The sequence below is a fragment of the Mesobacillus maritimus genome, from assembly GCF_019749255.1.
Taxonomy (GTDB): domain Bacteria; phylum Bacillota; class Bacilli; order Bacillales; family Cytobacillaceae; genus Mesobacillus_B; species Mesobacillus_B maritimus_A.
Map to the genome: position 1 here is coordinate 24,824 of NZ_JACWFH010000031.1, position 21,889 is coordinate 46,712.

Annotated in this window: 17 protein-coding genes and 1 other annotated feature; of the genes, 10 read left to right on the top strand and 7 right to left on the bottom strand. The window is 39.9% G+C overall.

The genetic code is table 11. The annotated features are described in order from the left end of the window. Positions 1-31 precede the first annotated feature (31 nt). Genes H0185_RS19615 through H0185_RS19625 form a run of 3 tightly spaced genes read right to left on the bottom strand, consistent with a single transcriptional unit; the run spans position 32 to position 2,511 of the window. Complete coding sequence (locus H0185_RS19615; protein WP_221875191.1) at positions 32-1,213, bottom strand: acetoin utilization protein AcuC; 1,182 nt, start codon at positions 1,211-1,213, stop codon at positions 32-34. Beyond that, the gene (locus tag H0185_RS19620) at positions 1,210-1,857 is read right to left on the bottom strand and encodes an acetoin utilization AcuB family protein (protein ID WP_221875192.1); all 648 of its coding nucleotides are present in this window, start codon (positions 1,855-1,857) and stop codon (positions 1,210-1,212) included. Before H0185_RS19620 ends, H0185_RS19615 begins: the two co-directional genes overlap by 4 nt. A 21-nt stretch (positions 1,858-1,878) precedes the next feature. Continuing rightward, a complete protein-coding gene (locus H0185_RS19625; RefSeq protein ID WP_221875193.1) occupies positions 1,879-2,511 on the bottom strand; it encodes a GNAT family N-acetyltransferase in 633 nt (210 codons plus the stop codon). A 208-nt stretch (positions 2,512-2,719) separates the two neighbouring features. Here H0185_RS19625 and acsA point away from each other — a divergent pair, with 208 nt between their 5' ends. Continuing rightward, complete coding sequence (gene acsA / locus H0185_RS19630; RefSeq protein WP_221875194.1) at positions 2,720-4,438, top strand: acetate--CoA ligase; 1,719 nt, start codon at positions 2,720-2,722, stop codon at positions 4,436-4,438. A 218-nt stretch (positions 4,439-4,656) separates the two neighbouring features. On the opposite strand, the gene H0185_RS19635 is transcribed toward acsA, so the two are convergent. Then, complete coding sequence (locus tag H0185_RS19635) at positions 4,657-7,506, bottom strand: transglycosylase domain-containing protein (RefSeq protein ID WP_246629311.1); 2,850 nt, start codon at positions 7,504-7,506, stop codon at positions 4,657-4,659. Between the two features lie 138 nt (positions 7,507-7,644). Beyond that, positions 7,645-7,859 (top strand) — a binding site (T-box leader). A gap of 66 nt (positions 7,860-7,925) precedes the next feature. Here H0185_RS19635 and tyrS point away from each other — a divergent pair. Next, positions 7,926-9,185, top strand: coding sequence for a tyrosine--tRNA ligase (gene tyrS, locus H0185_RS19640; protein ID WP_221875196.1), 1,260 nt, complete (start codon positions 7,926-7,928; stop codon positions 9,183-9,185). Positions 9,186-9,699: 514 nt separating this feature from the next. Here tyrS and rpsD read toward each other — a convergent pair. Then, entirely contained in the window at positions 9,700-10,302 is a 603-nt protein-coding gene (gene rpsD, locus H0185_RS19645; protein ID WP_221875197.1) for a 30S ribosomal protein S4, read from the bottom strand. 529 nt (positions 10,303-10,831) lie between these two features. Here rpsD and megL point away from each other — a divergent pair. After that, positions 10,832-12,010: a methionine gamma-lyase gene (gene megL, locus H0185_RS19650; protein ID WP_221875198.1), complete on the top strand. Its 1,179-nt coding sequence runs from the start codon at positions 10,832-10,834 to the stop codon at positions 12,008-12,010. Between the two features lie 44 nt (positions 12,011-12,054). Here the strand turns inward: megL and H0185_RS19655 are convergent, their stop codons facing one another. After that, on the bottom strand, positions 12,055-12,540 hold the full coding sequence (locus H0185_RS19655) for a GAF domain-containing protein (protein ID WP_221875199.1): 486 nt from the start codon (positions 12,538-12,540) through the stop codon (positions 12,055-12,057). A gap of 196 nt (positions 12,541-12,736) precedes the next feature. Here H0185_RS19655 and refZ point away from each other — a divergent pair, with 196 nt between their 5' ends. Further along, positions 12,737-13,372: a forespore capture DNA-binding protein RefZ gene (gene refZ, locus H0185_RS19660; RefSeq protein WP_221875200.1), complete on the top strand. Its 636-nt coding sequence runs from the start codon at positions 12,737-12,739 to the stop codon at positions 13,370-13,372. A 105-nt stretch (positions 13,373-13,477) separates the two neighbouring features. Here the strand turns inward: refZ and hisJ are convergent, their stop codons facing one another. Then, complete coding sequence (gene hisJ, locus H0185_RS19665) at positions 13,478-14,272, bottom strand: histidinol-phosphatase HisJ (protein ID WP_221875201.1); 795 nt, start codon at positions 14,270-14,272, stop codon at positions 13,478-13,480. Positions 14,273-14,466: 194 nt separating this feature from the next. Here hisJ and ezrA point away from each other — a divergent pair, with 194 nt between their 5' ends. The 6 genes from ezrA to rarD all read left to right on the top strand — a co-directional run bounded on the left by ezrA (position 14,467) and on the right by rarD (position 21,825). Beyond that, positions 14,467-16,161, top strand: a complete 1,695-nt coding sequence (ezrA, locus tag H0185_RS19670) for a septation ring formation regulator EzrA (RefSeq protein WP_221875202.1) — start codon at positions 14,467-14,469, stop codon at positions 16,159-16,161. 152 nt (positions 16,162-16,313) lie between these two features. Beyond that, complete coding sequence (locus tag H0185_RS19675; protein WP_221875203.1) at positions 16,314-17,456, top strand: cysteine desulfurase family protein; 1,143 nt, start codon at positions 16,314-16,316, stop codon at positions 17,454-17,456. Then, entirely contained in the window at positions 17,457-18,659 is a 1,203-nt protein-coding gene (gene thiI / locus H0185_RS19680; protein ID WP_221875204.1) for a tRNA uracil 4-sulfurtransferase ThiI, read from the top strand. Between the two features lie 113 nt (positions 18,660-18,772). Then, on the top strand, positions 18,773-18,985 hold the full coding sequence (locus H0185_RS19685; RefSeq protein ID WP_221875205.1) for an alpha/beta-type small acid-soluble spore protein: 213 nt from the start codon (positions 18,773-18,775) through the stop codon (positions 18,983-18,985). A 153-nt stretch (positions 18,986-19,138) separates the two neighbouring features. Continuing rightward, positions 19,139-20,713: an acyl-CoA synthetase MbcS gene (gene mbcS / locus H0185_RS19690; protein WP_221875206.1), complete on the top strand. Its 1,575-nt coding sequence runs from the start codon at positions 19,139-19,141 to the stop codon at positions 20,711-20,713. A 179-nt stretch (positions 20,714-20,892) separates the two neighbouring features. Then, entirely contained in the window at positions 20,893-21,825 is a 933-nt protein-coding gene (gene rarD, locus H0185_RS19695) for an EamA family transporter RarD (protein WP_221875207.1), read from the top strand. The last annotated feature ends 64 nt before the right edge of the window (positions 21,826-21,889 follow it).

Consider the following 21,889-nt stretch of genomic DNA (forward strand, 5'->3'; position numbering starts at 1 on the left):
GAAAATGACCGCCTAAAAAGCGGTCATTTTTCTATTCCTTTATATGTTCCTTCGCATCTTTTTGCTGATGAATGGGATACAGAGCCTTTTCTAGTGTAAGTCTATTTTTCTCGGTAATCTCCTCTTTCCTAGGGATGGGCGGATATAGATTTTCCGGGTCATCCCATTCACGAGGCAGGGTAACGGTGCTCTTTTCTTGCCAATACTGAACCCAATCCTCAGGTAAACTGCCATAACAGTTTGAGTTTTCGGTCATTTCCATCCAGATTAGGGCCCATGCTCTCGGTACAACTCTCCAAATATCGTACCCGCCGCCACCGACCGCAATCCACTTACCATTACAATATTTATGTGCAATTCTATGTGCTAGTTTTGGTATTTCTCGATAGATTTTCATGGTTGCGGATAAATGTGTGAGTGGGTCAAAGTAATGCGAGTCGGCCCCATTTTGAGTTAGGATAACATCAGGCTTGAAAAAGTCTGCAACGTCCATAATCGCCTTAGAATAGGCGTCTAGCCATGACTCATCCTCAGTGAAGGCATCGACTGGCACATTGAATGAATACCCATAGCCTTTCCCCTGCCCTCGCTCATTTACATTTCCCGTTCCTGGGAATAGGTAGCGTCCTGTTTCGTGGATTGAAAGGGTACAAACATTAGGTTCATCATAAAAGGACCATTGAACGCCATCCCCATGATGAGCATCAGTATCAACATACAGTACTCGAACATTGTATTTCTCTAATAGATATTTGATTGCAACAGAACTATCATTATAAATACAAAAGCCAGAAGCTTTGCCACGGAAACCGTGGTGCAATCCTCCCCCCAGATGAAGGGCGTGGTTCGCTTTGCCACTCATAACTTGGTCAACCGCTGTCAAAGTACCACCAACTAGAAGTGAACTAGCTTCATGCATATTGGCAAATATAGGAGTATCCTCTGTTCCGAGGCCATAGCTTTCCGCTGTTTCCTCACGGAGTTGTCCGTTTCCTGCTAGGCGAACGGCTTCAACATAATTAGGATCATGGATTAAGAGCAACTCCTCGTAGGTAGCTGGACGAGGTGGAATAATATCCTGATCACTGATTGCATGTGCTTTTTTTAATAAATCAAGTGTCATCTTTAAACGGATTTGATTAAAAGGATGATGACTACTAAACTTATACTTTAGTAAATCCTCTGAATAGACGAAGACGGAACGGTCACTCATGATGAAACACCCGGCAAATTTGGCCATAGAACATGAAAACCAGCTTTTTTAAGGTCTTCAATCATACTAATCGGATTCATGGTTTGAACCCGAAAAACGAGTATTTTGTATTGTTCGTCTTTTTCATATGGATAAACTAGGACACTTGAAATGTTTGCTTTTCGAGCGCTAATAATCGAAGCAACCTGATTAAGCATTCCCCCTTTATTAGGGACTTTTACTTCAATTTGAGAACCAGGTTGGTGTGCTCCTGTTAAAGCAATAAGCGTATGAAGCAAGTCTGTTTCTGTAACAATTCCAACGAGTTTATGTTCTTTTACAATTGGAAGGCAACCAATGCTATGCTCATAAAAAAGGGCTGCAATCTCTTCAACAAAATCAAGAGGATGACAGGTAATTAAATCAGTTGTCATAAGGGTTTCAAGTGTATGATTAAGAACTTCCTGATCAGGATTGCAAAGATACCTTGATGGCATAGCATCACGGATATCGCGATCTGTTACTAGGCCAACCAATTGGTTATCTTCATCCACAATAGGAAGGTGTCTAATTCGCTTTTCTTCCATTAGTCGACAGGCTTCTTCGATGGTGTGATGTTTTCTAAGAGTGGTCAGTTCGGTCTTCATAATTTCTTCTACAATCATGTGTATCCCCCCTCGTTCGCATTAGTACATGAAACGATTCATAAATCTCAGACGGTCAAACCTCTCGACAGAGTCAAGGTCAATTCTTGAGCCAATCCTCGCCATTAGACAGTTAGCAGGGTGAGAGCTTATTTCGGGATCATCCGTAGCATACCAAGTAAGTCCGCCAGCATTCATCATTTTTTCCATCATTTTACGGTAGTCCCATACATTTAACTTCGTATTTTTAAGGTCCCAATGCCAATAATATTCAGTCGTTATAATAATATAATCTTCCATCGCATCATCCATCATGGAGACAATAAGAAGGTTTTTGCCTACGGCGCAACCGCGAAATTTGGGGATAACCTCAATCGCTCCAAGCTCGATTAAATCCTCCATCCCGCCTTCAGACCAGCGCTCGAGCGGATCCGGATATAAATAGGTAACATATCCTACGACCATATCTCCGTGCCTTGCAATAATAATGCGTCCCTCCGGAAGCCCCGCAATCTCGACCAGAGCCTTATGCTGCTGTGCAGGGGGACGAAAGGCTACTAAGTCATGGTGAAATTCAAGTTTGGCAAGCTTTTCTGGTTGAACAGGGCCCTCAATAATCAAGCTTCCATGCACAGTCTTTAATTCTTTTGCATTATAAGTTTTTTTATGTTCCATTCGTTCACCACCAAACCATTAGAAATTGTTCTCTCTATTATACATGAATTCTACGGAATTGAAGCGTTTTCACAAAACTTTCAGTATATGAGGATACAAACAATAGGAATATAGTTTTAAATAGCAATTATAAAAATTTTAAAATTGTGAAAATAAAAAATCTATACTATAATAGACGATAAACATACATAGAAAAGGAGATGATTCAATGAAAGTGGAAGCGCTACCAGTAATTCAAGGTGCACATAATCTAGAAAACTATGAAGAAACATACAATCAGTTCGACTGGCAGGAAGTGGAGAAAAACTTTTCTTGGAACTCAACTGGGAAGGTAAATATGGCCTATGAAGCAATCGATCGCCATGTTGAGGGCCCACGCAAAAATAAGATAGCGCTATACTACCAAGATGGAGAGAGAAAAGAAAAGTATACGTTCAAGGAAATGAAGGAACTCTCGAATAAAGCAGGCAACGTGTTAAAAACCTATGGAAACGTTGAAAAAGGGGATCGAGTATTCATCTTTATGCCGAGGTCGCCTGAGTTATATTTTACTGTACTTGGAGCAATCAAACTTGGAGCCATCGTTGGTCCGTTGTTTGAAGCGTTCATGGAGGGGGCTGTCCGTGATCGGCTTCAAGACAGTGAAGCAAAGGTTCTTGTGACAACCCCTGAACTTTTAAAAAGAGTACCAGTTGAGGAGCTACCTGCACTAAAGCATATTTTCCTTGTTGGCAGCGATGTGGAGGAATCCGGTAATTTCATTCATTTCAATCAGAAACTCGCTGAGGCAAGTAAATCACTTCAAATTGAATGGGTAGATAAGAATGATGGACTAATTCTTCACTATACTTCAGGTTCAACTGGGAAACCAAAGGGAGTTCTACATGTCCATAATGCGATGGTTCAGCAATACCAAACTGCAAAGTGGGTCCTAGATCTTAAAGAAGAGGATGTTTATTGGTGTACGGCTGACCCAGGTTGGGTAACAGGAACCTCCTATGGAATCTTTGGTCCTTGGCTAACAGGTACATCAAATGTTGTTGTGGGTGGACGTTTTAGCCCTGAGGCCTGGTATGGCATGATTGAAGAATATGGTGTCACAGTCTGGTATAGTGCACCTACCGCCTTCAGGATGTTGATGGGTGCTGGGGATGAAGTGATTAAACAGTTTGACTTATCTAGTCTTCGTCACATCTTAAGTGTTGGAGAACCATTGAATCCTGAAGTTGTCCGCTGGGGAATGAAAGTGTTCAATCTTCGAGTTCATGACACATGGTGGATGACTGAAACAGGTGCCCAATTAATCTGCAACTATCCATGTATGAAAATTAAGCCTGGTTCGATGGGGAAACCAATTCCAGGTGTAAAAGCGGCTATCGTCGACGATCGTGGTGAAGAATTACCACCATATCGCATGGGGAACTTGGCGATTAAAAAAGGTTGGCCTGCGATGATGCATACTATCTGGAATAATGAGCAAAAATATGAGTCCTATTTTATGCCAGGTGATTGGTACGTTTCTGGTGACTCTGCTTATATGGATGAAGAAGGCTACTTCTGGTTCCAGGGGCGTGTTGATGACGTTATCATGACATCCGGCGAGCGTGTTGGACCATTTGAAGTAGAAAGTAAACTCGTAGAGCACCCAGCTGTCGCAGAAGCAGGGGTTATTGGGAAACCTGACCCTGTAAGAGGAGAAATCATTAAAGCGTTTATTGCCTTAAGAGCTGGTTATGAGCAAAGCGATGAGCTAAAGGAAGAGATTCGTCAGTTCGTAAAGCAAGGCTTGGCTGCACACGCTGCCCCAAGAGAAATTGATTTCCGTGATAAACTTCCAAAAACACGAAGTGGAAAAATTATGCGCCGTGTCTTAAAGGCTTGGGAGCTTGATTTACCAACGGGTGATTTATCAACAATGGAAGATTAGTAAACTGACCCAAATAGACAAAAGAGAACCGCGCCTTGTTGGACGCGGTTCTCTTTTGTGTGTTTTACAAATAGAAAAGTATAAGGGCTTAACTTTGCGAGATGTAAATGAAGCAACAAATAGACTCCCTAGTATAAGTCAGTACGAATGCACTGTCACTCTTTCTGTTGACTTCGAAGAGCTCCAGTGCATTCGGTGTTGATTGAGCAACTTTCTAATTACTCATTATCATTTTCTTTGTCTGTTGGTTTTTCTTTCTCTGGTTTTTCAGGTGTTTCCGTTTTTTTTGACTCTGTTGTTTCTTTTGGTTCTTTTGGTTCTTCCGGCTTTTCCTCACCTATTTTAATCACATTGGATGGAGGAGATTCCTGCCCAGCAATATCAACAGCGGTCACATGGAAGTTTCCATTTCCGGCCTTGAAAGTAAGTTTCGAACCTGCTTTTAGCGTTCCAACTTTCTTTCCATCATTATAAACACGATATCCAATTACATCTTTGTCTGGATGAGCATTCCATTTAATGGTCTTTCCATCATTGCTGATTCCTAGCTTAGCTGGAGTTCGACCATTTTCTGACATCCTTGAATTTGAAACAAGTGTTTTTGCCCATGCTCCTCTATTTGGAACAAGCTGTGAGGGGTTGCTAATCTTATGGCCAAGAATGCTTTCCATATAGCTTGGATCCAAAGTCGCACCGCCGTTTTCAACGAACTCGGCCGGGGTTGAATCTAAAGCAAAGTATTGTTTATCTCCAATTCTTACAAATTTACTTGAAGACAATGTGTCATCAACTTTCGTCGGAACATATTTTGCATTGAAATAATCGGTTTGAACAAGGCCAGCATCTGAACAGGCTTGTGATGGCAATAAACCAGATGCCCCACAGTAGGATCTTCTTACAATTCCACCAGGCATTTCAAAGCGTTCTGCCGGATCAACAAGTTTAGGATCCACATCATAGGCAGCATTCATTAAGTCGGCCCATAGATAAATATTCCTTGCTCCGTAACTGACGCCTTTATAATTGAGATCTAATGATTTCTGTGTATCGTATCCGTTCCAAACACCAAAAGAGACATTTGGATTGGTTGCAACGAACCAGGAATCATAATAATTATGTCCAGTTCCGGTTTTCCCAGCCCAGTCTGAACTAAACTTTAAGCGATTATGAAGAGAGGTTGCTGTTCCTCGATTGATAACATCCCGCATCATATCAATGGTTAAATAAGCGGTTTGAGGACTGAACACATCAACAGGCTTCACTTCATGTTGATAGACCACGTTGCCATCTTTATCGGTAATCTTATCAATCATATAAGCATCAACAAATTGACCACCGTTCGCAAAGGTTCCATAAGCATTAACGTTTTCCTCGACGGTGACACCAGCAATCGAACCAAGTGCTGCTGAGAGATTCGTATGGTCATCTTTTTCTAATGAGGTGAAACCCATTTTTTCAAGGAAAGTAGTCGGTCTTTGATTAACAATATTTTTATAGGCAATCACTGCAGGGACATTATAAGATCGTGTCAGTGCGTATCTAGCTGAAGTTAATCCGCTATATCTCTTGTCATAGTTGCTCGGCCATGGACTACCAGGACCATTCAAGTAAGCTTCAACATCCGGAAGTACCGACCCAGGTTGTAGCTTTCCGAGCTCCATTGCTGGAGCATAGACAAGCAATGGTTTCATGGTTGATCCATTCGCACGTTTCGCAGCAGTAGCATGATTGATTTGTTCACGCTTAAAATTACGACCTCCAACAAAACTGATAATCTTACCTGTTTTGTTTTCAATTAGAATAGCTCCTAATTCTACAGGCTCTTTAATTTCTTCTTTTTCACCAGTCTCAGGATTGACGATTACTTCCGTTTTATCGTATCCATAGAGTTGGAAATTGGCTGTAACATCTTGCATTTTGTCATAAATATCTTTGTTAATTGTGGTATGGACATTATAACCATTTTGACGTAAATCACGATCTGCTAGAGCACGATATTCAGCTTTTAAGTTTTCATCTGAATCTATGTCGTCTTTTTCATAGCCATCTTTTTCGGCAAGAATATAAGAAAGAACATCAACAGCTCGTTTTTCAATCTCGAAGGTTAGCCAAGGATACTCCTCAATGGTATGGCCATCTTCTGATTCTGTTATGAAATCCTTTGTGATATCATACTCAATTGCTTCATTATATTCCGCTTGTGTTATTGCCCCTCCAGTATACATTCTAGAGAGCACGGTTTTCATTCTCGTTAACCCAGGTTCAAGGTTTTCTTTAATCTTGCCATTATCGCTACTATAAGGTGTATAACCAAATGGACTTTGTGGCAAACCAGCGATAAACGCGGCTTGTGGTAGTGTTAAATCCTTTACATCGACTCCAAAGATTCCTTCTGCAGCGGCTTGGACACCAGCAATGTTATTCCCTGCAGCATTCCGGCCGAAGGTAGAAACATTTAAGTAAGCTTCAAGAATTTCTTCTTTATCAAAAAACCTCTCTAAGCGGAGGGCAAGTAAAATTTCCTTCGCTTTCCGCTCGAAGGAGACTTCGTTTGTTAAAATTTGATTTTTTATAAGCTGTTGCGTTAACGTACTCCCACCTGATTGCAACGAAGAATTCGTTACTTCCTGGAAGACTGCCCGTAAGATTGCTTTTGGGACCACTCCATCATGCTCATAAAAGTATTCATCCTCTGTTGCTACGACAGCATCGATGAGGTATTGGGATACATCCTCAAGTTTAACCTCTTCTCGATAAAGGTCCGTTCTAAGTTTTCCAAGATAGACGTCCTTGTCAAAATACAACTCAGAGGTTTCCTCGTAATTGTAGATGTCCTTTTTCATCTGCTCATAAGAACGAATTGGCTCATCTTTTACAAGCGAAGCAAAATATCCGGCCGCGGCACCTCCGGCAAATCCAGCCCCAATGACCATTACAATAATAAAAAGTAATATAAGATTCCAAACGACATTATAGGTGATTCTAGCACTTTTTACTGTTTTCTTATTTGTAAAAAATGACTGCAAAGAGGATAAAATATCTTTCCATCCTTTTTTTTCTTGGTTCATTCTCATTCCCCCTAAAATCACATACATTATAGCATAAAGACAAGGGTGGAAATCATTCCAGGAGGTATTTTCCTAATTTTTCATAGATTATTTGACAATTATCGACTAGGTATGGTAAAAATGCTTTAATAACTACATACTAAAGCTTTGATGGGACCCAGTAATGTTTCTATCCCTGTTTCAGAAAGCCGGCGGGTGATGTGAGTCGGTACAAATAGAAAGATGAATTACCTCCCTGAGCTGTCGTTGTGAACCTAAGAATAGCAACGAACGGGAAAACCGTTATATTTTTGAGTGGAAAACGAATTTGTGTTTTCAAGCTGGGTGGTACCGCGCATAATAGCGCCCCTGCATTGTTGCAGGGGTGCTTTTTTATGCAATGAACCGGTAAGTATTTTTAATTAATGGAGGAAGTTAAAATGAAGTTACTAGAAGATTTAAAGTGGCGTGGAGTAGTTTACCAGCAAACAGATGAAGAGGGACTTGAGACAGTACTTGAAACTGAAAAAATCTCTCTATATTGTGGTGTGGACCCCACTGCAGATAGTATGCATATAGGTCACCTATTACCTTTTTTAACATTAAGACGTTTCCAAAACCATGGGCATCGTCCAATCGTACTCGTTGGTGGAGCAACTGGCTTAATTGGGGATCCGAGTGGGAAAAGTGAAGAACGAAAGCTACAAACAACTGAAGATGTTGATCGAAATGTGCAGGGGATTCAAAAACAGCTTCAACAAATTTTTAATTTTGATGGTGAAAATGGTGCTATCATGGTGAACAACTATGATTGGACCAGCAAGCTGGATGTGGTTAGCTTCTTACGTGATTTCGGAAAGCATGTCGGCGTAAACTACATGCTTGCTAAAGATACTATCTCATCACGACTTGAGACGGGGATTTCGTTTACAGAGTTCACATACACCATTCTACAGGCAATGGACTTTCTTCATTTATATGAGAACCATCAATGTAAATTACAGATTGGTGGAAGTGACCAATGGGGGAATATCACCACAGGTCTTGAATTGATTCGTAAAATGGCTCCCGAGGGCTCTAAAGCATACGGACTTACCATCCCACTTGTAACAAAAGCAGATGGCACAAAATTTGGGAAAACAGAAGGTGGCGCAATCTGGCTAGATCCAGAAAAGACTTCTCCTTATGAATTCTACCAATTCTGGATTAACACTGCTGATGCCGATGTTGTGAAATACTTAAAATTCTTCACATTCCTTTCAAAAGAAGAAATTGAGTCACTTGAAGCCTCTCTGCAAGCGGAAGCTCATTTACGTAAGGCTCAAAAAGCGCTTGCTGAGGAAATGACTCGTTTAATTCATGGGGAAGAAGCATTGCAACAAGCCATAAAAATTTCTGCCGCCCTCTTTAGTGGAGAGGTAAGAAACTTGTCTGCAGCAGAAATCAAGCAAGGTTTTAAGGATGTCCCATCATTTGATGCTTCTACTGTGGAAGACTTGGGGCTTGTTGAGCTATTAGTTTCAGCGAAAATTTCTCCTTCGAAACGTCAAGCACGTGAAGATATTGCTAATGGTGCTGTTTACATTAATGGAGAGCGAGTTACCGATACAGGTTATGTTCTAAGTGAAACAGATCGTATTGAAGACCAATTCACGATTATTCGCCGTGGGAAGAAGAAATACTTCCTAATTAAATATTAATTCAAAGAAACACCCGAGAAAACTCGGGTGTTTCTTTGCTCTTATAGCGAAGTTTATTCCCTATATAGGAATAAATACTATAGCACCGTAGAGTATATGCAAGTAAAACAAACCTAAGACGACTGCTAACTGCTCTTAAATAACCAAAATATACGTTAATTCACTTAAAAACGAATGACCTTACTAGAATATGACTTTTCAGGTGGGTATTTTTATCCTGAATCGACCGGTAAACCTCTATTAAGATATATAAACCTAATTAAAATACCCTCAACACTGGGCCTTTTTGCTATGAAAGGATTTTTTATTCTCTGTTACGAGCATTATATTCCCCGTTTGGAGGGGTTTATTCCCTGTACAGGGAATAAATACTATACACCGTACCGTATCCTACCGCGAGTCTTGACTATTCAAAAAATCAAAAGCTCAAAACCTAATGACCTTACTAGTTTATTCAACTACATAAAAAAACAAACCCTTTACCAATATTGGCAAGGGTTTGTTACTGAAACTATTAACGAGAGTAGAACTCAACGATAAGAGCTTCATTGATTTCAGCTGGAAGTTCAGAACGCTCAGGTACGCGAGTGAAAGTTCCTTCTAGCTTGTCAGCATCGAAAGTTAAGAAGTCAGGTACGAAGTTGTTTACTTCAATTGCTTCTTTAACGATGTCAAGGTTACGTGATTTTTCACGAAGACCAATTGTTTGACCAGGAGCAACGCGGTAAGATGGAATATCTACGCGAGATCCGTTAACTAGAATGTGACCATGGTTTACTAACTGGCGAGCTTGACGACGAGTACGTGCAAGACCAAGACGGTAAACAACATTGTCTAAACGAGACTCTAATAGAGCCATGAAGTTTTCACCAAGTACACCTTGCATTTTGCCAGCTTTGTCGAATAAAGTGCGGAACTGACGCTCGTTCATTCCGTACATATGACGAAGCTTTTGCTTCTCTTGTAATTGCAATCCGTATTCGGAAAGCTTTTTACGTTGGTTTGGACCATGTTGTCCAGGAGCGTAAGGACGCTTTTCTAATTCTTTACCTGTTCCGCTTAGAGAGATTCCAAGACGGCGGGATAATTTCCAGCTTGGGCCGGTATAACGAGCCATGAATGACTCCTCCTTAGTTTTTATTTTGTAAAATAAAAACAGTTGTGAGACTTCAATTATGGATATTTTGTTTTCATGCACCTTCGCCCTAGCAGCAGCGGGTTACACGATGCACCATCAAAGGAAATGTCACTTTGAGGAACAAAATAAACTCATAAAGTGTTTCACATAGGCTGCGATATTTTACACAAAGAGTATTATATTCCTTTTTTTATGCATAAGTCAAGAAAAAGTCGGAAAAACATTTTCACCTAGAAAACAATATCATAATTATATAGGAAAAAGTGTTGTGTAAACAGAGGGACAATTTTTTTTTAAAAATGCTTTGTTAAGTATTTTTGATTCAAACCGTTGATTGGAGCGGACGGCACGAAGACTCCTGCGGGAGTACGGGAGCCGGGGAGACCCTACAGGCGCTACAGTCCGAGGATGCTCCCCGGCTCCCCGGCAAGCCCACGGAAAGCGAAGTGCCTGAAGTGGAAATCATCAACCAAGTTTAAACGGTGCCTAAAAATAAGGGGGAAGAAGAATGAAAAAGAAACAGTTTGAAACAGAGGTTATTCATGGAGGATACAATACAGAAGACTATCACGATAGTCTTGTACCACCATTATTTCAAACGAGTACCTTTACATTTTCAAACGCAAAACAAGGTGAAAGAAGATTTGCAGGTGAAGAAGAGGGATTTATATACTCTCGCCTTGGAAACCCTACAGTGAAAATTCTTGAAGAAAGACTAGCCATTTTAGAAGGAGCAGAGAAAGCCCTTGCCTTTGGATCGGGTATGGCAGCCGTTTCGGCAGTCCTGTTTTCACTTGTAAAATCAGGAGATCATATCTTATGCTCGAAAGGTGTATACGGTTGTACCTTTGGTTTACTACAGCTAATGGAGGAGAAGTTTAATATTCAGCATGATTTTTCATTAATGGAAACTGAAGAAAATGTACAGAATGCTCTCCGTCCCAATACTGCCTGCATCTATATTGAAACCCCCATTAACCCAACTATGAAATTAGTGGATTTACAAATGGTGGCTAAGGTAGCACGTGAGAAAGGAATCCCCGTTGTTGTGGATAATACCTTTTGTTCGCCTTATTTACAAAAACCAATCGAACTTGGGTGTGATGTAGTCATTCACAGTGCAACGAAATATATTTGTGGTCATGGAGATGTCGTCGCTGGTCTAGTGGCAGGAAGCGAGGATTTTCTCAACAAAGTAGCACGTACCACTCAAAAGGATATTGGAGGAATCATTTCCCCGTTCGATGCATGGTTACTTTTAAGAGGGTTAAAAACCTTGCCTGTCAGAATGGATCGTCATTGCGAGAATGCAGAGAAATTGGCCAAAGCTCTCGCGGCACACCCAGCGGTTGAACAAGTCATTTATCCTGGAGACCCAAGCAATCAGGATTATCATATAGCAGTGAAACAAATGCGTAAGCCTGGTGGGTTAATTTCGTTTACCATAAAAGGGTCCAAGGAAGATGCGCAAACATTCATGGATCGATTAAAACTGATTAAGATTGCAGTAAGTCTTGGTGATGCTGAGACCCTTATTCAGCATCCAGCGACAATGACACATTCTGTTGTACCTAAGGACGATAGGACGGAAATGGGGATTTCTGATACAATGCTCCGACTCTCAGTGGGCCTAGAGGCATGGGAGGATATTTGGCAAGATTTAAAGCAAGGTCTAGATAAGGCATGAATCTAAAAAGCTGCGAACAGTTGAGTCCGCAGCTTTTATTGATATTAGCCTTTGTAAACGGTCATTAAAGCAGCGACAAACGCTTCTAGCTTTTGCTGATCTAGTTCGTCAAAGCGATTTTTCTCGGGTGAATCAATATCAAGAACCCCAATAAGTTTTCCTTTATCAATCATTGGAATAACGATTTCAGATTGAGACGCAGCATCACAAGCGATATGTCCTGGGAATTGGTGGACATCCTCGACACGAATTGTCTTGAGTTGAGCAGCAGCGGTTCCACAGACGCCACGACCGACAGGAATTCTTACACATGCTGGTAATCCCTGAAAAGGTCCAAGCACAAGTTCACCTTCCTCCATTAAATAAAAACCAACCCAGTTAATTCGGTCTAGAAATTGGTTTAAGAGTGCGGAGGCGTTACTAAAGTTCGCGATCGGATTTGGTTCACCTTCCAACAGGCTTGTTAACTGCTTTATAAGTAAATTGTAGTTGTCTTCACGATTTCCTTTGTATGATTCGACCTCAAACATGATGTTTCCCCCTTTTCTCTAAAAATGCACTACCCATTTTACCAGAAATGCATGGATTATGGTTGAATTTGTCGACAGGTTTTTAAAGGAAAATCAGACTTTGGAAGGAAGTATTAAAAATATAGAGAAAAAGAGCTAGGTTTCATTTCACTGCTGGCTGACTAGGGAAATACATGATAAGGGGCGGGTAAGGAGAATGCGAAAAAATTCGAAAGAGTCAATCGTCGAAGCAGCTGTGTATCTGTTTAATACGAAAGGCTTCAGTGGCACTTCGATTCGTGATATTGCTGCGAAAGCAGGGGTTAATCCGGCCAACATTGCCTATTATTTTCAAAATAAGAAAGGACTACTAGAATATTGTTTTACCGCGTATTTTGAGAATTATTTAAAGGAATTAGAGAAAGGATATGCCTTGCTTGATGAAGGTGCGGAAGTGTCTTTGAAGAAGATCGTCGTTAATTTACTTAAATATCAGTCTCAGAATATCCAGCTTACAAGATTTATTTTAAGGGAACTGACACTAGATTCCCAAATGGTAAGAGAAGTGATGTCAACCTATCATGTCAAGGAACGTTATTACTTTAAAAAAGTCCTTGAAAGAGGCATGAGGACAAAAGAGTTTCGCAACCATTCCGTTCCTTATATCATCCTGCAGCTTAAAAGTTTGTTGAATACTCCATTCTTAAATATTCATTACGTTAATGAAGTACTACACATTCTTCCACATGAATCTTATTTCGTCGAAAAATATAGCCGTGAAATTTTCCAATGGATTGATTCTGCCTTACGTGCACCAAGGTCATTTGATAACAGGAGAATCTTATCAGTATAAAATTTTAAAAGTGTCTGCAGCCTGTTCATTTGCTTTTGCTAACATATAGAAAACCGGCAATGAATTGACTGCCGGTTTTTAGCGTGGATAAATTCAGCTATTCTATTAGGAAAAGTCCATTAAAGGTATCCCTTGCCCAAGTTCTTTAGCTTGGTGGGCGTCAGAGCCATATACTAGTGGGATTGCTAACGACTTCGCTTTTTTTATAATATGAGCCGGAGGATAAGGTTCTCTACAGAGAGGCTTAGCGGTCCCCGCACCATTGTAATCAAGTTCATAGTTTCGGTCTTTTATAGCCTGCAAAATTTGACCTATCTCATCATTGAAGAGGCGATCTATTGGGTATTTCAACTGAAACTTATGTACAAGAGTGATATGTCCGATTCTAGTAGGTTTGTAGGGTCCTAAATCGGATTCAACGGATTTTAGAACTGTCCGGAAATAGTTTTGGTAAACTTTTTCAATTGATCCATAATCCGATATCATTCTTTGAAAGTTCTCAGGGCTATAATCTACACAAGAATACCCATTTAATTCTTTGAGAAAGTGAACAGACAGGATGGCATCATCAAGCATGGGACCAGCTTCATTTAAGAAGTGAGTAATTTCTCTTTCATATCCTTCGATAAAATCAACTTCTAGGCCGGCATTGATAGTGATTTTACCTGCGTATTGCTTTTTTAGTTGCGAAATTTCATTAAAATAAGCGTTTAAGTCTGCTTTTTTCATGGCGCTATCTGATAAAGGTGTAGGATCCACATATCCTTCGGGTAGTGGAGCATGTTCAGTAAAGGAGATTTCGGTATATCCGAGCGTTAATGCCCGTTCTACATAGTTTTCAAAGGAATCCTTTGATCCATGTGGACAGAACTTTGTGTGTACGTGACCATCTCTAAACACTTCCGTTTCCCCCATTTCTATAGCTATCGTGACACAATTTGATAATCTTCGATAATAAATTAAACAAAAAATTGAAATTACTGGTCAAAAAATGTCGTTTACATGGTATCATAAATACATAAAAAAAACAGTTCTTTTTTAACATAGATCAATAGAATCTGATTTTTGTCTGAAACCCAGGGGGATTAGTTAGTATGGAGTTTATAATAGTAGGTTTGGGCGTCATATTGTGCCTGTTTTTAATAGGGTATTTGATGAAACGAAAATATTTTAATGAAGTGGACCGATTTGAGGCCTGGAAAATCGATATCATGAACCGGCCAGTGCTGGATGAAATGTCTAAAGTAAAGAAGCTTAATATGACAGGGCAAACTGAAGAGCTCTTTGAGCGCTGGCGCAAGGAATGGGACGATATTGTCACTTCTGAGCTACCTGATATTGAGGAATTCCTACTTGATGCAGAAGATTATACGGATAAACTTCGCTTCGGGAAGGCAAAAGAGTCTTTAGCAACGATTGATAACAAACTAACCACTATTGAAGAAAAAATAAATAAAATCCTCGAAGAATTGAATGAACTAGTTGGTAGTGAGGAAAAAAACAGAAATGAGATTGAGCTGCTAAAGGAACAGTATCGCGATTGTCGAAAGAACCTGTTAGCACATCGTCATAGTTTTGGGAAAGCTGAAAAAGGGTTAGAGGACCAACTGAATGAAATCCTTCAGGAATTCGAGAAATTTGATGAGAAGACAGAAAGTGGTAATTATCTAGAGGCAAGAGAAATCGTAATTGGAATTCAGCTTAGCCTTGAGGAAATTATCGTTAAGATGGAAATGATTCCCCAACTCATTCATGACTGTCAGCTAGGAATACCTGCACAGATGAGCGAATTAAAAGAAGGCTGTAGGGAAATGGTTGAAAAGGGATTTATTCTTGATCACCTAAGTACTGAAGAAGAGCTAGAAGAAATTGAAAAGCAGCTTAGTAAGTTTCAAGCGCTCATCGACGAAACGGAAGTAGCAGAAATCCAGCAGGGGATAGAGGAACTTAAAGAGAAGATAGATCATCTTTTTGACCTTCTTGAAAAAGAGGCGTTATCGAAACAGTTCATTAAAAAGAGTGAACATGAATTAAATCAGTTGTTCCATACAGCTGTTGACGAGAACGATAAAATACAAGAAGAAATCTTTAACATTCAACAAAGCTACGAATTATCTGACCAAGAGCTTGATGCTCATGTTCTAGCTGAGGGCAAACTCGAGCAATTAGTGAAAAGGTATCAATTGCTCATAGCACGATTAGGGCAGGGAGAAACGGCGTATAGTTTCTTAAGCGAAGAAGTGGTAGAACTTAAGGCAGAGTTAGAGCTTTGTAATGCTGAACAGCAGGAGTTCAAGGAAAAACTAAATGCTTTAAGAAAAGACGAAATGGTCGCACGAGAAAAAGTCAGAGAACTTTCTAAAAAGATGACAGAAATGCTTAAATTAATTACAAAGAGTAATTTACCTGGTCTTTCACAAAGTTATCAATATCTTCTTGAGGATACAAAAGAGAGTATCCAGAATGTAGCAGAAAAGCTTGAACAAAAACCACTGAACATCCCAACTATTCAGCAATATCTAGAAATTGCTGAGCTGACAGTCGAAAAGTTGGCAACTACTACAGAGGAAACCGTAGATAATGTTAAGCTTGCCGAACGTATCATTCAGTACGGAAATCGTTATCGTAGCAGTCACCCATCTGTTGCGAAAGGATTAAAGGGAGCAGAGGAAGCATTTAGGAACTATGATTATCGTCAAGCTCTTGAAGAAGCAGCTGCAGCGATTGAAGAAGTCGAACCAGGTGCTTTAAAGAAAATTGAGAATATCTTTGTTGAAACAAATGCATAATTGATGGCCTCCAATTGAGTTGGAGGCCTTTCTACGTTTTTACAATTGGGATAAGTTACATTTTAAATAGCAATGGTCCATTATTTTCAAACCCTGGTTTGTATGTTAAAATTTTTTGTTAGCATATCGGAATAAAGGGGAGGAGGAGAACAATGATCTATTTTGATAACAGTGCAACAACAAAACCTTTTACTGAAGTGCTTGAATCATTCATGAAGGTTTCTTCTTCCTATTTTGGCAATCCTTCTTCTTTGCATCAGGTAGGAGGCCAAGCAGAAAAGCTCCTCTCGCAGGCACATGCACAAATCGCCAAGATTCTTGGAGTAAAAACGTCTGAAATAGTGTTTACATCTGGGGGTACTGAGGGGAACAACCTTGCCATTAAAGGAATTGCCATGGAGCATAGAGGGCGTGGGAAGCACATTATTACCACCGAAATAGAACATGACTCTGTTCGCAACTCGGTAAAACAGTTAGAAGAACTTGGGTTCGAAGTTACGTATATTCCAGTAACGAAGGATGGTCGTGTAAATCCAGCAGACATAGAGCGAGCAATTAGGCATGATACAATTCTTGTGTCGGTCATCCATATTAATAACGAAGTCGGATCCGTTCAGCCGATTCAAGAAATTGGGACACTTCTTAAGGATTTCCCAAAAATTTATTTTCATGTAGACCATGTTCAAGGTGTCGGAAAGCTTCCATTAGATTTTTATCGTTATGGCATTGACCTTTGCACCATTTCAGGGCATAAGTTTCATGGATTAAAAGGGACGGGAGCTTTGTTTGTAAAAGATGGAGTTCGGATCTCTTCGCTGCTATCTGGTGGAGGGCAGGAAGGGAAAAGACGAAATGGTACAGAGAATGTGGCCGGTATGGTTGCCATGGCAAAGGCTTTAAGGATGTCTGAGGATTTACGAAAACAAAAAGTTGATCAGTTAAGGCAAATTTTGGGTACAATAAAATCCGGGTTAAAGCAAATACCTGAAGCTACCATCCATACGCCTGAAACTAACGAGGCTCCGCATATTTTAAATTTTTCGTTGAAGGGAATTAAAGCAGAGGTCTTTGTTCATGCCCTTGAACAGGAAGGTATTTATGTTTCTACCACAAGTGCATGCTCATCAAAAAGAAATGCACCAAGTAAAACACTCATTGCAATGGGAGTGTCCACAGACCAAGCGGAGAGCGCTATTCGAATTAGCCTTTCTTATGAAAATACATTGCAGGAAGCAGAACGAGCAGTTAAGGCTATACAAAATAGTGTAAAACGATTAAGAGAGGTAATGAAATAAATGATGTATGACCGAATTCTAATACGATATGGGGAAATTTCGACAAAGGGACGGAACCGCAATAAATTTATTGATAAATTAAGAAAAAGTGTCAGAAAAGCAATCGAAGAATTTCCGAATGCTGTTATCCAAGCAGACAGAGATAGAATGTATGTGTTATTAAATGGAGAAGATGGAATCCAAGTATCTGATCGATTAAAAAAAGTATTTGGAATTCAGTCATTTAGCCCTGCTATTAAGGTTGAAAAGGATATAGAAAAAATGAAGCAGGCAGCATTAGCTTTAGTGAATGACTTATTTAGTGAAGGAAAAACCTTTAAAATCACTGGGAAAAGATCTGACAAATTTTTTGAGTTGGATACCAATGGAATTAATCATGAATTTGGAGGATATCTGCTGAACCGCATTTCTGGTTTAAAGGTTGATGTCAGGAATCCAGATATCAACCTTCAAATAGAAGTGCGTGAAGAGGCGGCATACCTCTCTGCAGAAACCATCCGTGGGGCTGCTGGACTTCCTGTTGGGTCTAGTGGCAAAGCGATGTTGATGCTCTCAGGTGGAATTGATAGTCCGGTTGCAGGATACCTTTCAATGAAACGTGGGGTGGAGGTTGAAGCCGTTCATTTTGCCAGCCCGCCTTTTACAAGTGAACGAGCTAAGCAAAAAGTAATTGACCTTACCCAAAAGCTTGCTGAAGTGAGTGGACAGATGGTCCTGCATATTATCCCATTTACAGAGATTCAGCAAACCATTCATAAGCAAGTTCCCGCAAATTACACCATGACAACAACAAGAAGACTGATGCTAAGGATAACGGATCGTATACGAGAAAGGAATGGAGGATTAGCCATTATTACCGGGGAAAGTTTAGGGCAGGTGGCTAGCCAAACCCTTGAAAGCATGTATGCGATTAACGAAGTGACATCAACACCTATTTTAAGACCGCTTATTACCATGGATAAAACGGACATTATGGATATAGCTGCAAAGATTGATACGCTTGAAATCTCAAATTTACCATATGAAGATTGCTGTACAGTTTTTGTTCCATCATCGCCTAAAACAAAACCAAAACTAGAAAAAGTCCAACATTTTGAAAGCTATTTTGATTTTGAACCGCTGATTGAAAAAGCTGTCAATGACACAGAAACAATTATCGTGAAACCAGGGATGGGTCAGCAACTCGAAGAAGATTTATTTTAACCTTTGCAAGTATGTACGATATCGTGATTCAAATGTGAATAATTACCAACAATTGATTTGTATTAGTTCATGTGATTCTACACACTCTATACTCACAAGGAGGTGAAAATCACATGGCTAACAACAACTCAAACAACTCAAACAACCTTTTAGTACCTGGGGTTGAGCAAGCTCTTAATCAAATGAAGGTTGAAATTGCATCTGAATTTGGCGTAAACCTTGGCGCTGAAACTACTTCCCGTGCCAATGGTTCTGTTGGGGGAGAGATCACTAAGCGTTTGGTTTCTATGGCTCAACAGCAAATGAGCGGATTTTCTCAACAATAATTAAATATAAAATGGCTACAGAAGCGGGAAGCAATTCCCGCTTCTTTTTGTTGTCCCTCAATGTACATATAAAAAAATCCTACAAAAAGGATGGATTTTCTGTATAATATTATTAGGTGTTATTACTAGGTACTAATTTTGAGGAGGGGCAATATGAAGAGGGAACAATTGATTGCACCACAAAAGTATAACTTAATTTCTGAATTTGAACGATTTGCACAACAGGAAGGGAAATTGGCTCTTCACTGGGAAAATGAAGATGGGGATAAAAAGAATATCACATACAAGGATTTAATAAAAAATGCTAATAAGATTGGAAATGTATTTAAGGCGAGTGGTTTAACAAAAGGAGATGTCGTGTTAGTTGTTATACCTCGGCTTATTGAAGCCTATCAAGTATATATCGCAGCCTTGAAAATGGGACTTGTGGTTATTCCAAGTTCAGAAATGTTACGAACAAAAGATTTACAATATCGAATAACCCACGGAGACGTAAAAGCTGTGGTTAGTTACTATCCGTTTGTTGAACAATTCTCAGGAATTTCAGAGGCAGAAAATCTCGTGAAATACTCTGTTGGAAACCAGGAATCTGGATGGATTTACTTAGACAATGAGCTAGACGGTGCCTCGGATTCACTAGAGTTGGCGGATACCGACCGGGATGATATGGCGTTTTTATCCTATACGTCTGGCACAACTGGAAATCCGAAAGGGGTGGTTCATACCCATGGATGGGCCTATGCCCACTTAAAGACTGCAGCGAAACATTGGCTAGGAATTGAGGAAGGCGATACAGTTTGGGCAACCGCGGCACCAGGTTGGCAGAAATGGATATGGAGTCCCTTCCTATCTGTATTAGGTTCGGGTGCAACAGGTTTTGTTTTTAATGGGAGGTTCGAGCCAACTAAGTATCTTGAGCTTTTGCAGACATATAAGATAAATGTGTTATGTTGTACTCCAACGGAATATCGCATTATGGCCAAAGTGGATCATATCGATCAATATCAACTTCCAGCATTACGTAGTGCTGTTTCAGCTGGAGAGCCGCTAAATCGCGAAGTCATTGATATCTTTAGGAAGCATTTCAATCTAGATGTGCGTGATGGCTACGGTCAAACGGAAAATACTTTACTTGTTGGGGTTACCCAAGGGATGGACCTTAAAGAGGGGTCAATGGGAAAACCGACACCAGGAAATAAAGTCGAAATTATTAATGATGATGGCCATATTTGTTCTGTTGGAGAAGTAGGGGATATCGCTGTTCATATTGATACTCCTGCATTGTTTAAAAACTACTATAAAGATCCAGAACGGACTGCAAAGCAGTTCCGCGGAGATTATTATATTACTGGCGACAAAGCCAAAAAGGATGAGGAAGGGTACTTTTGGTTTGAAGGTCGCGGTGATGATATCATTATTAGCTCGGGGTATACAATCGGTCCATTTGAAGTCGAGGATGCCCTTGTAAAGCACCCTGCAGTAAAAGAATGTGCAGTGGTGGCATCTCCTGATGAAGTCCGCGGAAACATAGTAAAGGCTTTTATCGTTTTAAAGAATCCTTTGGAACAAGATAATCCAAACCTAATTCCTGAGTTACAAAACCATGTTAAGACACTTACGGCACCATACAAATATCCTAGGAAAATTGAATTCATTGAAGAACTACCTAAGACCACCTCTGGAAAAATTCGCAGAATAGAGCTCCGTAAAAAAGAACAAGAGGTTTAATATTTTCCAAATGAAATGCAGGGGAAGTTATCCCTGCATTTTTTTAGATTGAGAGGCTTGATGTAATCAAACAGTATATCTTTTTAACGCAAGTAAAATAAAAAAGAATTGTCAGCCCTGTTCATCCACCGATATAATGGAATTATTTCGTGACTAGAAAGAATAAAGGGGGGATGGAAATGGGAAGTCAAAATGAGCAACAAAGTGGCATTATGTATGCTGCAATCGCCTATATTTTATGGGGATTTCTTCCTTTCTACTGGAAAATGCTAGATCGTGTAGGAGCAGAAGAAATATTGGCTAACCGCGTGCTATGGTCGTTTTTATTTATATTATTGCTATTATTTCTATCTAAAAAATGGCCGTTATTTATTAAAACGATTCAAGGTTTCGCTAAAAACAAACGACAGTTATTAGCACTCGTCATTGCCTCTGTATTAATTAGTATTAATTGGTTTGTTTATATCTGGGGTGTCAATAGCGGACAAATGGTTGAAACTAGTTTAGGCTATTATATTAACCCGATTGTATCCGTCATGTTAGGGGTTATTTTCTTTAAAGAAAAACTTTCTCATGCACAAATCGTCTCTTTCATACTGGCGACCGTTGGGGTCCTTATTATGACTGCTTCATATGGGAGCTTTCCATGGATTGCTATTACATTAGCACTTTCCTTTGGGTTATACGGGATGGCTAAGAAACTCATAAAAATGGATTCCGCAGTTGGTTTGGCACTTGAAACCATGGTTATGACTCCAATAGCAGCCCTTTATATGTGGTGGTTTATCGGCTCTGACAATATGATTATTGCAGGTGATTGGGAGATGAGTTTCCTTCTAATAGGAGCAGGTGCCGCAACGGCTATACCTTTATTACTGTTTGCAAAGGGTGCACAAAGGATTCCGTTATCAACTCTTGGTTTCTTACAGTATATAGCTCCGACTATTATGTTGTTTCTAGGAATCTTTGTTTATCATGAGACCTTTTCAAAGTCTGATTTGCTAGCTTTTATCTTTATTTGGTCGGCGCTTACCATTTATTCAGTTTCAAAAACAAAGCTTGCCACCAATCTCGAAATGAAGTTGCGAAAAGAAAAAAGTACTCATATTTAAAATGAAAGAGCCCAATTCAGGGCTCTTTCATTTTTTGTGAGCAATCTTTTTTTGTAGGTGAAAG

Coding starts and splice junctions, on each gene's coding strand:
- H0185_RS19615 (WP_221875191.1), bottom strand. CDS start 1,213: ATGAGTGACCGTTCCGTCTTCGTCTATTCAGAGGATTTACTAAAGTAT.
- H0185_RS19620 (WP_221875192.1), bottom strand. CDS start 1,857: ATGATTGTAGAAGAAATTATGAAGACCGAACTGACCACTCTTAGAAAA.
- H0185_RS19625 (WP_221875193.1), bottom strand. CDS start 2,511: ATGGAACATAAAAAAACTTATAATGCAAAAGAATTAAAGACTGTGCAT.
- acsA (WP_221875194.1), top strand. CDS start 2,720: ATGAAAGTGGAAGCGCTACCAGTAATTCAAGGTGCACATAATCTAGAA.
- H0185_RS19635 (WP_246629311.1), bottom strand. CDS start 7,506: ATGAACCAAGAAAAAAAAGGATGGAAAGATATTTTATCCTCTTTGCAG.
- tyrS (WP_221875196.1), top strand. CDS start 7,926: ATGAAGTTACTAGAAGATTTAAAGTGGCGTGGAGTAGTTTACCAGCAA.
- rpsD (WP_221875197.1), bottom strand. CDS start 10,302: ATGGCTCGTTATACCGGCCCAAGCTGGAAATTATCCCGCCGTCTTGGA.
- megL (WP_221875198.1), top strand. CDS start 10,832: ATGAAAAAGAAACAGTTTGAAACAGAGGTTATTCATGGAGGATACAAT.
- H0185_RS19655 (WP_221875199.1), bottom strand. CDS start 12,540: ATGTTTGAGGTCGAATCATACAAAGGAAATCGTGAAGACAACTACAAT.
- refZ (WP_221875200.1), top strand. CDS start 12,737: ATGCGAAAAAATTCGAAAGAGTCAATCGTCGAAGCAGCTGTGTATCTG.
- ezrA (WP_221875202.1), top strand. CDS start 14,467: ATGGAGTTTATAATAGTAGGTTTGGGCGTCATATTGTGCCTGTTTTTA.
- H0185_RS19675 (WP_221875203.1), top strand. CDS start 16,314: ATGATCTATTTTGATAACAGTGCAACAACAAAACCTTTTACTGAAGTG.
- thiI (WP_221875204.1), top strand. CDS start 17,457: ATGATGTATGACCGAATTCTAATACGATATGGGGAAATTTCGACAAAG.
- H0185_RS19685 (WP_221875205.1), top strand. CDS start 18,773: ATGGCTAACAACAACTCAAACAACTCAAACAACCTTTTAGTACCTGGG.
- mbcS (WP_221875206.1), top strand. CDS start 19,139: ATGAAGAGGGAACAATTGATTGCACCACAAAAGTATAACTTAATTTCT.
- rarD (WP_221875207.1), top strand. CDS start 20,893: ATGGGAAGTCAAAATGAGCAACAAAGTGGCATTATGTATGCTGCAATC.